The organism is Clostridia bacterium, assembly GCA_028698525.1.
Taxonomy (GTDB): domain Bacteria; phylum Bacillota; class Clostridia; order JAQVDB01; family JAQVDB01; genus JAQVDB01.
Genome location: JAQVDB010000059.1, coordinates 1 through 11,855, shown reverse-complemented (window position 1 = coordinate 11,855; position 11,855 = coordinate 1). Strand labels below are relative to the sequence as shown.

The 11,855-nt window shown below is 33.7% G+C and carries 13 protein-coding genes and 2 pseudogenes; 11 read left to right on the top strand and 4 right to left on the bottom strand.

Features of this window, described 5'->3' with window-relative positions; translation table 11 throughout:
• Window positions 1-427: 427 nt before the first annotated feature.
• From hydG to PHP06_08760, 8 genes and pseudogenes are all read left to right on the top strand, one after another.
• Window positions 428-1,840: a [FeFe] hydrogenase H-cluster radical SAM maturase HydG gene (gene hydG / locus PHP06_08795; protein ID MDD3840651.1), complete on the top strand. Its 1,413-nt coding sequence runs from the start codon at window positions 428-430 to the stop codon at window positions 1,838-1,840.
• Window positions 1,833-2,153 carry a hypothetical protein gene (locus PHP06_08790; GenBank protein ID MDD3840650.1) on the top strand — a complete coding sequence of 107 codons (321 nt, stop codon included), beginning with the start codon at window positions 1,833-1,835 and terminating at the stop codon, window positions 2,151-2,153. The genes hydG and PHP06_08790 overlap by 8 nt, the downstream gene beginning before the upstream one ends.
• A 176-nt stretch (window positions 2,154-2,329) precedes the next feature.
• Window positions 2,330-2,755 (top strand): Rrf2 family transcriptional regulator, encoded by a 426-nt coding sequence (locus PHP06_08785; protein MDD3840649.1) that lies wholly within the window; start codon window positions 2,330-2,332, stop codon window positions 2,753-2,755.
• Window positions 2,756-2,809: 54 nt separating this feature from the next.
• Window positions 2,810-4,456 carry a hydroxylamine reductase gene (hcp, locus tag PHP06_08780; protein ID MDD3840648.1) on the top strand — a complete coding sequence of 549 codons (1,647 nt, stop codon included), beginning with the start codon at window positions 2,810-2,812 and terminating at the stop codon, window positions 4,454-4,456.
• A gap of 49 nt (window positions 4,457-4,505) precedes the next feature.
• Window positions 4,506-4,739 (top strand): annotated as a pseudogene (locus PHP06_08775) (hypothetical protein).
• A gap of 221 nt (window positions 4,740-4,960) precedes the next feature.
• Window positions 4,961-5,323 (top strand): BlaI/MecI/CopY family transcriptional regulator, encoded by a 363-nt coding sequence (locus tag PHP06_08770; GenBank protein ID MDD3840647.1) that lies wholly within the window; start codon window positions 4,961-4,963, stop codon window positions 5,321-5,323.
• A gap of 2 nt (window positions 5,324-5,325) precedes the next feature.
• On the top strand, window positions 5,326-7,245 hold the full coding sequence (locus PHP06_08765) for a M56 family metallopeptidase (protein MDD3840646.1): 1,920 nt from the start codon (window positions 5,326-5,328) through the stop codon (window positions 7,243-7,245).
• A 228-nt stretch (window positions 7,246-7,473) separates the two neighbouring features.
• Window positions 7,474-8,217 carry a DUF4846 domain-containing protein gene (locus PHP06_08760; protein ID MDD3840645.1) on the top strand — a complete coding sequence of 248 codons (744 nt, stop codon included), beginning with the start codon at window positions 7,474-7,476 and terminating at the stop codon, window positions 8,215-8,217.
• Between the two features lie 35 nt (window positions 8,218-8,252).
• On the opposite strand, the gene PHP06_08755 is transcribed toward PHP06_08760, so the two are convergent.
• From PHP06_08755 to PHP06_08740, 4 genes are read right to left on the bottom strand one after another with little or no spacing between them, the layout of a single operon-like run.
• Window positions 8,253-8,921 carry an ABC-2 transporter permease gene (locus tag PHP06_08755; protein ID MDD3840644.1) on the bottom strand — a complete coding sequence of 223 codons (669 nt, stop codon included), beginning with the start codon at window positions 8,919-8,921 and terminating at the stop codon, window positions 8,253-8,255.
• A 4-nt stretch (window positions 8,922-8,925) separates the two neighbouring features.
• Window positions 8,926-9,540, bottom strand: coding sequence for an ABC-2 transporter permease (locus PHP06_08750; protein ID MDD3840643.1), 615 nt, complete (start codon window positions 9,538-9,540; stop codon window positions 8,926-8,928).
• Window positions 9,541-9,545: 5 nt separating this feature from the next.
• Window positions 9,546-10,400, bottom strand: a complete 855-nt coding sequence (locus PHP06_08745) for an ABC transporter ATP-binding protein (protein MDD3840642.1) — start codon at window positions 10,398-10,400, stop codon at window positions 9,546-9,548.
• Window positions 10,401-10,402: 2 nt separating this feature from the next.
• Window positions 10,403-10,777, bottom strand: coding sequence for a GntR family transcriptional regulator (locus tag PHP06_08740; protein ID MDD3840641.1), 375 nt, complete (start codon window positions 10,775-10,777; stop codon window positions 10,403-10,405).
• 143 nt (window positions 10,778-10,920) lie between these two features.
• On the opposite strand from PHP06_08740, the pseudogene PHP06_08735 reads away from it, so the two are divergent.
• From PHP06_08735 to PHP06_08725, 3 genes and pseudogenes are all read left to right on the top strand, one after another.
• Window positions 10,921-11,073: pseudogene (locus tag PHP06_08735) on the top strand (permease).
• 27 nt (window positions 11,074-11,100) lie between these two features.
• Entirely contained in the window at window positions 11,101-11,355 is a 255-nt protein-coding gene (locus PHP06_08730) for a thioredoxin family protein (GenBank protein ID MDD3840640.1), read from the top strand.
• A gap of 268 nt (window positions 11,356-11,623) precedes the next feature.
• Window positions 11,624-11,855, top strand: a 232-nt coding sequence (locus tag PHP06_08725; protein ID MDD3840639.1) for an NAD(P)H-dependent oxidoreductase subunit E, incomplete at its 3' end; no start/stop codon positions are given.

Sequence of the window (11,855 nt, the reverse complement as noted above, 5' to 3'; positions counted from 1 at the left end):
AAAAGAAATTTTAGAGATTCAAGAATGGTTAAATACATATCCGCGAAAAATATTGAATGGAAAAAGCGCCAGTGAAGTAGTTGAAGAAGAATTAAAAAAGTGCGCATAATAGTAAAAAGCAAAAAAATTCTCCCCTAGGGGAGAAGAGCAATACATTTTAACAGAGATAAAAAAGTGTTTCATTTTAACTTGCATTTAGCGATTCAACCAGTAACAGCGAATCTATATTGTAAATGATTTATGATAGTGATAAAATAAAGATGGAAATACAGAATTCTGATGGGTAGGTAAATACTACCGACCTTAAGGTGCTGTATTTGTATATATTATTCTGAAATCTTGGATATATTCTGAGATTGAGGAGGTTAAAATCAATATGCTTTTTTTAACCTCCATAAAATATTTAATTAAAAGGGAGGTTTTTTTGATGTCTAAAAAGAAAGACTTTATTAATGATGAGGAGATTATCAAGTTTTTAGAGGAAGGGAAAAACCCGGAAAAAGCAGAGATTAAAGAGATCTTTGCAAAGTCAAAGGAACTGGTCAGGTTAGAACCTGAAGAAACAGCAAGACTTCTTCAAATTCAAGATAAAGATTTGCTTGAAGAAATGTTTTTGATTGCGAGGGAAATAAAAGAAAAGGTATATGGAAACAGGATAGTATTTTTTGCACCACTATATATCGGAAATAAATGTATCAATAATTGTTTATATTGTGGTTTCAGGCGCGACAACAAATCTATTGTTAGAAAAACTCTTACAATGGATGAATTAAGAGAAGAAGTTATAGCCCTTGAAAACAATGGTCAAAAAAGGTTAATACTTGTTTATGGTGAACATCCTATGTACGATGCAGATTTTATTGCTAAAACCATTAGAACAGTATACGATACTACATCGGGCAATGGTGAAATTCGCAGGGTAAACATAAATGCAGCACCTATGACTGTTGAAGGTTACCGAAAGCTCAATGAAGTGGGGATAGGTACATTCCAGATTTTCCAAGAAACTTATCACCATGAGACATATGGCAAAATACATCCAAAGGGAGATAAAAAAAGTGATTATCAATGGAGAATTTACGGTTTAGATAGAGCCCTTGAAGCGGGAATCGATGATGTGGGCATAGGTGCTCTCTTTGGTCTATATGATTGGAAATTTGAAGTAATGGGTCTTTTATATCACACTATACACCTTGAAGAGACATTTGGAGGTATAGGGCCTCATACTATCTCGTTTCCTAGAATCGAGCCTGCATTAGATACACCCTTTATACAGCAATCGAAATATAAAGTTTCAGACCAAGACTTTAAAAAACTTGTTGCAATCATTCGCCTTTCTGTTCCCTATACAGGGATGATACTAACTGCAAGAGAAAGTCCGGAGATCAGAAAAGAAGTTATACCTCTAGGTGTATCACAAATAGATGCTGGTTCAAGAATAGGAATCGGTGGATATGCAAAGGCAGCAAAAGGATACATCCCGGAGAAAGAACAGTTTCATTTAGGTGACATAAGATCTTTGGATGAGGTCATCAGAGAAGTGTGCGGTTTTGGATGTATACCGTCTTTTTGTACAGCAGGTTATAGAGCTGGTAGAACCGGTGATCATTTTATGTCCCTTGCAAAGCCAGGATTTGTAAATAAATATTGTATGCCGAATGCTGTATTGACTTTTAAGGAATATCTTATTGATTATGCCTCTCAAGAGACAAAGGAAATTGGTGAAAGAGCCATACAAAAACAGCTTGAGGTATTTGAAAGAGAGAGTCCGGAAAGAAGAGAATATGTTAAAAACAAACTTAAACTGATTGAACAGGGTCAGCGTGATGTATATGTTTGATGATGATTTTAAAAAAATGACAGTGCATTGTTTTCAAGAAGCACTTCAAGCTGAAGATTTAGAAACATCATTTAAAAATATATCTAATATCATTACCTCATTTTATTCTGGTACAAAACTTTGGTTCGCAAAAAGTTTTGGGAAAAGGTGGTCATATTTTGCAGGATCAGGGCAAGACTCCTTGATACAATGGGAAAAAATTGAATATCAAAAGGGGTATGCCGTGTTTTTGCAAAATTTTATTTCCGTGCCAAAAGAGGAGAAGGATGTATTGATAGACCTATTTAAAATAATTACTACTATTCAAAAGTAGAAAAATTATTGGTGTATGCTCGAAATAAAAGGGAGCTTGAATTCATCATTTGCAATGATTTAAGCTCCCTTTTATTTTTATTGCAGTGTTTTATCAAATTTTAAAATAAGATTTCCATAATTATCTTGACATTTAAGTATTTAGGTATTATAATATCTAAATGAAAGAGGGGATGAATGTTGGCAAATATATTTCATATGTCAGAAATGGTTTCACTAGCGTTGCATAGTATTCTAATCATTGCAGCGAAAGATAAACAATTAGTAAATGCAAAAAAAATATCAGAAATAATAGGAGCGTCTGAAGCTCATTTAGCAAAGACATTACAGCAACTTGTGAAGGCAGGATATATTCGTTCAGTAAGAGGACCAAAGGGAGGATTTACTCTTTTAAAAGAAGCAAGTGAAATTACATTATTGGATATATACCAAGCCATCGAAGGACCGATAAGGGTTGAAGGATGTCCGATGAATTGTGAAAAATGTGCTTTTAAAACTTGTATCTTCGGAGGGATTCCTGAAAAATTAAACCAAGAATTTAGGCAATATATGATGAGTAAAAGAGTAAGTGATTTTAAAGGAAATTTAAAGTATGATCTTTAGTTTGTATTTGCCAATGTATTCAGTTGCAAAAATATTAAATAAAGGGGTGTCATTATGAGTATGTTTTGTTATCAATGTCAGGAAACAGCTAAAGGGTCAGGGTGTACTGTAAGAGGAGTGTGTGGAAAAACCGATGATGTGGCGAATATGCAGGATTTATTGATCTATGTAGTTAAAGGTATTTCTGTATGTACCACAAAAGCAAGGGAATTAGGATTAGAAAATAAAAAAGCAAACAAGTTTATCGTGGATAGCCTTTTTTCAACTATAACAAATGTAAATTTTGACAGAGAATATTTTGTAAAAAAAATTAAAGAAGGATTGTTGATAAGAGATGAAGTAAGGGATCAAATTATAAATGAGTCAGGGGAGATATCAGAAGATCTTCATGATGCAGCAACTTGGTCACCTAAAGGCGAAACTGAATTTGACGAGAAGGCTGAAAAAATAGGAATACTGGCTACTGAAAATGAAGATATAAGGTCTTTGAGAGAACTTATCACATATGGAGTAAAGGGTATGGCTGCTTATGCAGAACATGCGCAAATTCTAGGCTATGTCAATAAAGAAGTATCTGCATTTATGCAAAAAGCATTGGCAAGCACTTTAGATGACAGCTCAACTGTTGATGATTTAGTTGCATTGACAATGGAGACGGGCAAATATAGTGTAGAAGCTATGAAATTGCTTGATGAGGCTAATACTTTCACATATGGAAATCCAGAGATCACTAAAGTAAATATAGGGGTCAGAAATAATCCAGGCATCCTAATAAGTGGGCATGATTTGAAGGATATGGAGGAATTATTGAAGCAAACAGAAGGAACAGGGATAGATGTATATACTCATGGTGAAATGTTGCCGGCAAACTATTATCCTGCTTTTAAAAAATACCGTCATTTTGCAGGAAATTATGGAAATGCTTGGTGGAAACAAGATAAAGAATTTAAAAGCTTTAATGGTCCAATTTTGATGACAACAAATTGTTTGGTACCGCCAAAAGATTCATATAAAGACAGAGTCTATACAACAGGAGTAGTTGGATTTCCAGGGGTAAAACATATTTCCGATAGAAAAGAAGGAAAAGAAAAAGATTTTTCATCAATAATTGAACATGCTAAAAAATGCGTACCACCGACCGAAATTGAAACAGGCCAAATTGTGGGTGGGTTTGCTCACAATACAGTGTTTAGTCTTGCAGATAAAGTAGTAGATGCAGTAAAATCAGGTGCTATCAAGAAGTTCTTTGTAATGGCTGGCTGTGATGGAAGAATGAAAAGTAGAGAATATTATACAGAATTTGCAAAGAAATTGCCAAAAGATGCAATTATTTTAACAGCAGGATGTGCAAAATATAGATATAACAAGCTTGATTTAGGGGATATAGGAGGCATTCCAAGAGTATTAGATGCAGGACAGTGTAATGACTCATATTCATTAGCATTGATCGCTCTTAAATTGAAAGAAATATTTGAACTAGAGGATATAAATGAACTACCAATAGCTTATAATATTTCATGGTATGAGCAAAAAGCTGTTACAGTATTATTGGCATTGCTATATCTCGGTGTGAAAAATATACATTTAGGTCCAACATTGCCGGCTTTCTTGTCACCTAATGTTACAAATGTATTGGTTGAGAATTTTGGTATCGGTGGAATAACCAATGTTGATGATGATATAAAAATGTTTTATAATTGATACAAATTATATGTAAATACTAAAAGAAAAAGGGCCTAAACCATTATATTCCGCTTTAGATGATCTATTTGCTTTATTTGCATGGAATCAAGGTATAGGCCACTTTTCATCAGAGATTGGGCCTTCCACATTGTTTGGAGCTTATCAACATATCAAAAATAGAGAAAAAGTAGGCATAGATAGGAAGACTATAATTGATGAAATCCTTGAGATGTTTGGGGATAAAAATCCTGAAGTCAATACAATGTATCGACATATAAGTAAAAAGTGTCTAAAATGTTAAAACGATAGCATTATTAGGAGAACCAGATTGATATTGGTTCTCCTTTTTAGATTTTGAGCAACATAATGCTTAACTGGCTAGATAAGGAGTTATCCAGATGAATGGCTATGTCATGATATGTGCTAAAATTTTTTTAGTAGTGTATTGACAAATCAATCTACAGTGTGTAGACTATAAATATAAAAGTTTAAATGTTGTAGACTGAAAGGAGCTGTATTTCAATGCGTGAATACCGGCTGACCAAAGCGGAATCAAAGTTTGCAGATATTATTTGGGAGAATCAGCCTATACTTTCACCTGATTTAGTTAAGCTATGTGAGATGGAGTTGAACTGGAAAAAATCCACTACCTATACTATGCTCAAACGCCTTGAACAAAAAGAAATTTTTAAAAACAGGAGCGGTACTGTGTCTGCCCTCGTAACCAAAGATGAATTCTATGCTGAACAGAGCAAACAATTTGTGGCAAAAACTTTTGACGGTTCACTGCCAAGATTTTTGGCGGCGTTTACAAGGAATAGAAAGCTGAACGATAAGGAAATCCACGAGCTTCAAAAGTTGATCGATGAACACAAGGAGGGATAGGTTTGGATAAATTGTTTTTACAGATGCTGAATATGAGTGTGACAGCTAGCTATGCTATTATTATTGTTATCATAGCCCGGTTGTTTTTAAAAAAAGTTCCTAAAGTTTTTTCTTACGCCCTCTGGTCTGTAGTGTTGTTTAGGCTTATATGCCCAATTTCATTCGAGAGCATTTTCAGTTTGATCCCTATCAATAAAAATACTATACCTCAACATATCGTATATCAGCAAAGGCCTCAAATACAAAGTGGCCTTAATGCGATTGACCAAACTGTAAACAACTTGCTACCGGCTCCAACTATCGGTGAAAGTGCAAATCCGCTACAAATCTGGATGGCTGTTGGCAAAGCTGTATGGATATTTGGTATTGTAGTTTTACTTATCTATTTTATTGTAACAAGTGTTAAGCTTTATAGCAGAGTCAAATATGCAAGGCATATCAAAGACAACGTATATGAGATGGATATAATTGAGACACCCTTCGTATTTGGCATCATCAGACCAAAAATTTATCTTCCAATAGGGCTTTCTCAAAATGAAAAACCTTATATTATAAAGCATGAACAGATACACATCAAAAGGCTTGACTACCTCATCAAACCTTTTGCCTTTTTAGTGTTGTGTGTTCATTGGTTTAATCCTCTTGTTTGGGTAGCGTTTTTTCTTATGGGGCAGGATATGGAACTGTCCTGTGATGAAAGCGTAATCAAGCAGCTGGGCAGCGATATTAAAAAGGATTATTCTTCATCATTACTGGCTCTTTCTACAGGTAGGCGTATTGTAGGCGGGTGCCCCCTTGCATTCGGTGAAAATGATACAAAAGGTAGGATAAAGAATATTTTAAACTACAAAAAGCCAGTGTTTTTGGTGGTGGTGATTGCTGTTGTCGCTGTTGTTGCAGTTTGTGTTGGGCTTATGTCCAATCCTAAAGATGAAGATGTAGACCTATCATCCCCTGATAGTATATCACACGTAGGTGGTGTAGATGGTCCTGCTAAGATTTATACCAGACCTACTCTTGATACGCTTTTTGAAAAATTAATAAAAAGCCCTAAAAATTCATCTAACCCAAGTGACTATATCGCAGCAAACCAAAAGGTATTCGACGAAATTGTAAGCTATGGTGATAGTGCCCTAGTTTATTGTTTCAATATCTTTGAGCAAGGAGGGCAAACAAGCCTAAAGGGTCATTTGATGATGGCGGTTTGCCGTAATATACTTGCAAAAGATGATCTTGCGCTGGATGTAACAACAGGACAAGAATGGTATGATGAGTATAAGGAATATGCAATTCATTTAGAGAAAAATAACGGATTGGAGTTTTTAGAAAAGCATAATTTTGGGGCATATCTATTGCTGCAAATGCTGGAGGGCAAGCTTGATAATATGGGACAAGAGATCAGATTGCCTGATTTCAAGTATTCAGGGGATGATCCTGTGCTGAAGCTCGTCTATGATACCGAACTTTCACAGAACAGTGGTTATCGTAAAGAAGGAGGTTTTTTAGTTCCTGCCGTACATCTTCACGGAAGTTATAAGCAAGAGAACAAGCTTAAAGTTTTCGCGACGGTGTACGATAGCATTTACCGTCTGTTCGGAAAAGAATTAAAAAGTGTTGGCGGCAGTGTTATTCCTGTAGCTATAACCTATGTCAAAGATGAAAATGACGAGTATATTCTTGAAAAATATGAGCAGGCACAGGACGGAAATTTATTTTCTCCCTCTATTGAGGAATACTGTACAATGCCTGTAACAGGCAAAAAGATAAGGGGGCTTGCTTCTAAAATTATAAAGCACTATGGAGATTATAGCGATCTAATAAAACTACAAAACACAAACCTTACCCAGCATTTGAAGACTTATAACCAGTTAGGGGTATCACTTGTAAATGATTATGATGATACAAGTGTTCCTTTGACTTAATAGATTTGTAATGAGAACAAAATGAAGAGAGGATAAATATTGAAAAAGAATATTAGGCGAATTAGTTTAATTATGATGATGGTTATAGTTAGTGCAGTCATTATAACTATAATAGATTATTTTTTCTTGGCGAATAAAAATACAAGATACTTAGGGCGGATTTTATCTGAAGAGAATAATGCACATGGGGAAGCAGAAGATCTGAAAAGAATAATTAATCCCGAAGGGATGACTATAGAGAAAAGATATTTTGTACCTGAAGGATATACTAGATTGCAGGTTGCAGAAAACAGCTTTGGGGAGTTTTTGAGAAATCAAAAGTTAAAACCTTATGGAAAAAAAGTTTTATATTATGATGGCAGAGAAAAGAATGCGAAAGGGATTTATGATAGTGTCATAGATGTAGAAATTGGAGATAGGGATCTTCATCAATGCGCAGATGCTATCATGCTTTTAAGGGGGGAGTACCTTTACTCTATAGGCAGATATCAGGATATCAGCTTTAGTTTTGTATCAGGTTTTAAAGCAGAATACAAAAAATGGATGGAAGGATACAGGATAAAAGTTGAAGGCAATAATGTAAGTTATTATAAAGCTACACAGCCATCCAATACCTATCAAGACTTTAGAAAATATATGGATATGGTGATGGCCTATGCAGGTACAGCATCTTTAGAAAAGGAATTGAAACCTATAGATGTGAAGGAAATGGAAATAGGTGATGTATTCATTATAGGTGGGAATCCGGGTCATGCTGTTATAGTAGTTGATATGGCAGTGAACGATGATAATGAAAAGATATTCATGCTTGCACAATCCTATATGCCGGCCCAACAAACTCAAATACTTATCAATCCCAACGATACAAGTATAAGTCCATGGTATTCACTAAAAGATGCTAAAAAACTAATAACCCCTGAATGGATTTTTGAGTTAGAGCATTTAAAGAGATTTCCTGATTTATCACAATAAAAATCAAATTATATAGAATGCGAGAGTTTTGCTTATTAAAACTCTCGCATTCTATATAATTTTTTAGAGATTTGAAGAGATGTATAAAACATCACAAGGGTTAATATTAAAACTATCAAGGCTATACTATATAAATTTAAGGTTGATAATTTATTATAGATTTCTACTAACATCCCATTGCTTTCCATCTTTTTTCCTATTTTTGATATTGCTGCGGGAAGTATAAACATCATGGCCCATAATACTTGGTTAAAGGTTCTAATGCCTTCTCCCAACTTAAAATAAAATGGATAATAAACAGAATAAAATACAAGACATATGCATCCGGCTATTATCAAATTCAATATGCTTACAGTATTGCCTTGGGCAAATCCGGCTGCCTTTAAGATGTTAGTAAATACAAATATAACGATACAATTGATAATTATATAAGCCATCAGTGTAAGATATTTTCCCATTACTATATTGTCCCTGTTTATAGGGAAGCTGTTGAGCACTATCTGGGTATTGTATCTGTCTTCAAATCCATTCGTATATATCGTCATTATAAATACCATTATCACAATAGAAAGTATATACATTGTATCAGCTAACAGGTGTTGAGCAAGAGAAATCCCCACGCAAGAAACAAATAACCCATAAATTATTGTGAAAAAATTCATTTTTATTGAGAGTTTTAAGTCTTTAATTATCAGAGCAATCATGATATTACCAATCCCTGCTTTCATATAATTTTATGGATATCAAAAGAGAAATTACATATAAAATTGAAGATGCAATGTACATGTTAACATTCAAAACAGGTGCTAATCTATTCATTATATATGGATTTGCTAAAAAGATGAAAAATACCATAACTATCATTATTTGTGCGATTCTAGCTATATTATAGGGAAACTTTAAATATATTGGAAATATTACCGATATAGAGACTAATATAATAGGCAACACTTTTTTTATCATTCCTAAATTAAAATAATCCACATCACTTATACCTAATACATTGATTATCCATAGATATACAGTTGAATAAACTATAGACAATATAAAGTATATAAAAACAGACAAATATCTGCAGACAACTGTTTCTTTTTTCGTTATAGGAAGCGAATTCATCATGTATATCGTCTTATATGTTATATCATAGGAAAAAGGTGTTATAACAAACATATAAGTGTAAAAAAACAATATCGCCATGTACATGAAGTCCGATTGATATGAATCCACAACAAACAATAGAAGAGGTATATACAACAGTAAAAATATTATCGTACTTTTGCTGGAAAAAACTACTGAAAAATCCTTCTTGATCAGACCTAACATAAAAATTACCTCCTTGCGGTATAAACCATTATATCTTCCAGGGTGGCTTTCTCTATCAAAACCTTATTCCCGAGTAATTTTTCTATTTTACCTACATCATCTGTCAACCCTTCAAAACCTACCTGGGTTTCTCTTAAACCTATGAAGTTTTCCCTTGTACTTTGATTTAAAAGGTTTATTTCTCCTTTTACTATTTTATAGCTCTCCAGCACGTCATCTTTAGGTTCTGAAAATACTACTTTGCCTTTGTTTAAAAAAGTGATATAATCTGCTATCTTTTCCAGATCGGTAGTTATGTGGGTGGAAAAGAATATGCTTTTGTTTTCATCTTGAATTATGCTGTACAATATATCCAGTATCTCTCTTCTAAACACCGGATCCAAACCAGAGGTGGGTTCATCCATCAGTATCAAATCCGCATTGTGGGAAAGGGCTATTGCCAAAGAAAACTTCATTTTCATTCCCTTGGATAAGGTTTTGATCTTGGCTTTTGGATTGAGCTCAAAGTCATCCATATATTTATTGAATATGTCATCGTCCCATTTTGAATAAAAACTGGCAACTATATTCTTCATCTGTTTAATTGTCAGGTCTTGATAATAATAGTTTTCATCATAAACAAAGCCTATCCTGTCTTTCACCTGTTTTTCATATTTTCTATAGTCTTTTCCAAATATCTTTATTTCCCCACCGTCTTTTTTAATCAAATTCATTATCAATTTAATGGTGGTACTTTTTCCGGCTCCGTTGGGACCGATAAACCCCATGATATATCCCGGCTCCAGTTTAAAACTTATATTATCCAATGTAAAATTTTTGTACTTTTTAGTCAGATTTTCAACTTCTAAAATATATTCCATATTTATGCCTCCTCAAACAAAATTTTAAGCATTTCCAGTATTTCTTTATAATCGATACCCAGCAATCGGCTGTCATCTACTACTTGAATTAGTTTTTCTTCAATCATCTTGAGCTTTTTCTCTTTAATGATCTCCTTGTTTTGACTGGCTACAAAAGAACCCTTACCCTGAACGCTCTCTATAAATCCTTCCTTTTCCAACTCTTCATAGGCCCTTTTGGTAGTTATAACGCTTACTTGCAAATCTCGGGCCAGGCTCCTTATAGATGGAAGCATCGCCCCTTCTTCTAGTTCCCCTTTTAAAATCAAGGCTTTTATTTGATTTGATATTTGATTGTATATAGGTTCATTTGAAGAATTGGATATAATAATTTTCATTTTAATCCTCCCGGTGTTAAACAAAATGTGTATATATTGTATGCTGTGTATACTATGTATACTATGTATATATATATTATATACAGTTAAACATTTTTGTCAACACTTTATCAATAATCTTGCAAAGTTTTTTTACATTCCCTGTGTGGTTATATATATTGCTTGGAGTGGGTATTGGAGCTGCGATACACAATTGGATTCCTCAATCTGTGATTGAAAGAATAGTAGGACACGACAATCCTTTTGCAGTTTTATTGGCAACAGTGGTAGGTATACCAATTTATGCTGATATATTTTCATATAAATAAGGGAGGATTTTGAGTATGGTTATAAAAGTTTTAGGTTCTGGATGCATGAAGTGCAAGAAGCTAGAGGCTAATGTGAGAAAGGCGGTAGAAGAGTTAGGCATTGAAGCCTCTATAGAGAAAGTAACTGATTTTAAAGATATTGTAGCCTATGGAGTCATGACCACCCCTGCTTTGGTGGTAGATGAACAGGGTATTCTCTTTAAGTATTATTTCATTTTTAATGAGAATACGATGTCTTTTTGTTTTGAGCATATAATACACAAAATGTGAAAATATTAACATATTACCATACAAATATTTCCTATAATTGTTAACATCAACCATAATAGATATAAGGTATTTGTTCTATGAGATTCGCTATATCGCTCATTTCACGCAAAAAATCCCATCTATCTAATCTGTATCATATTTTGTAGAAATAAGTTGAAAAAAACGAAATGAGGCGTATACTTTATGATGAAGATGTTAATTAATTAACAATCATATCCTATGCAGATTATACTAGATTAAAATTTAATAATATTAAGGAGGCTAAGGGATGGATACCGGCAGAAGTTTAGAAAGTTATAATTTTAGCCAAGAACAGTTGAAAAAATTGGATGCTATAATAGGAAAATATAATTGTCCAGCTAAGTTAATTCTGATGTTAGAAGAGATTCAGCAATTACTTGGTTTTATTCCGGTTTCTGTACAGGAGCGAATATCCCAAAAAACCGGTATTTGTGAAAACGATATTTATGGTACTGTTTCATTTTATTCTTATTTTACTA

Coding starts and splice junctions, on each gene's coding strand:
- PHP06_08790 (MDD3840650.1), top strand. CDS start 1,833: ATGTTTGATGATGATTTTAAAAAAATGACAGTGCATTGTTTTCAAGAA.
- PHP06_08730 (MDD3840640.1), top strand. CDS start 11,101: ATGGTTATAAAAGTTTTAGGTTCTGGATGCATGAAGTGCAAGAAGCTA.
- PHP06_08745 (MDD3840642.1), bottom strand. CDS start 10,400: ATGGAATATATTTTAGAAGTTGAAAATCTGACTAAAAAGTACAAAAAT.
- hcp (MDD3840648.1), top strand. CDS start 2,810: ATGAGTATGTTTTGTTATCAATGTCAGGAAACAGCTAAAGGGTCAGGG.
- PHP06_08785 (MDD3840649.1), top strand. CDS start 2,330: ATGTTGGCAAATATATTTCATATGTCAGAAATGGTTTCACTAGCGTTG.
- PHP06_08770 (MDD3840647.1), top strand. CDS start 4,961: ATGCGTGAATACCGGCTGACCAAAGCGGAATCAAAGTTTGCAGATATT.
- hydG (MDD3840651.1), top strand. CDS start 428: ATGTCTAAAAAGAAAGACTTTATTAATGATGAGGAGATTATCAAGTTT.
- PHP06_08740 (MDD3840641.1), bottom strand. CDS start 10,777: ATGAAAATTATTATATCCAATTCTTCAAATGAACCTATATACAATCAA.
- PHP06_08755 (MDD3840644.1), bottom strand. CDS start 8,921: ATGATTGCTCTGATAATTAAAGACTTAAAACTCTCAATAAAAATGAAT.
- PHP06_08760 (MDD3840645.1), top strand. CDS start 7,474: ATGACTATAGAGAAAAGATATTTTGTACCTGAAGGATATACTAGATTG.
- PHP06_08750 (MDD3840643.1), bottom strand. CDS start 9,540: ATGTTAGGTCTGATCAAGAAGGATTTTTCAGTAGTTTTTTCCAGCAAA.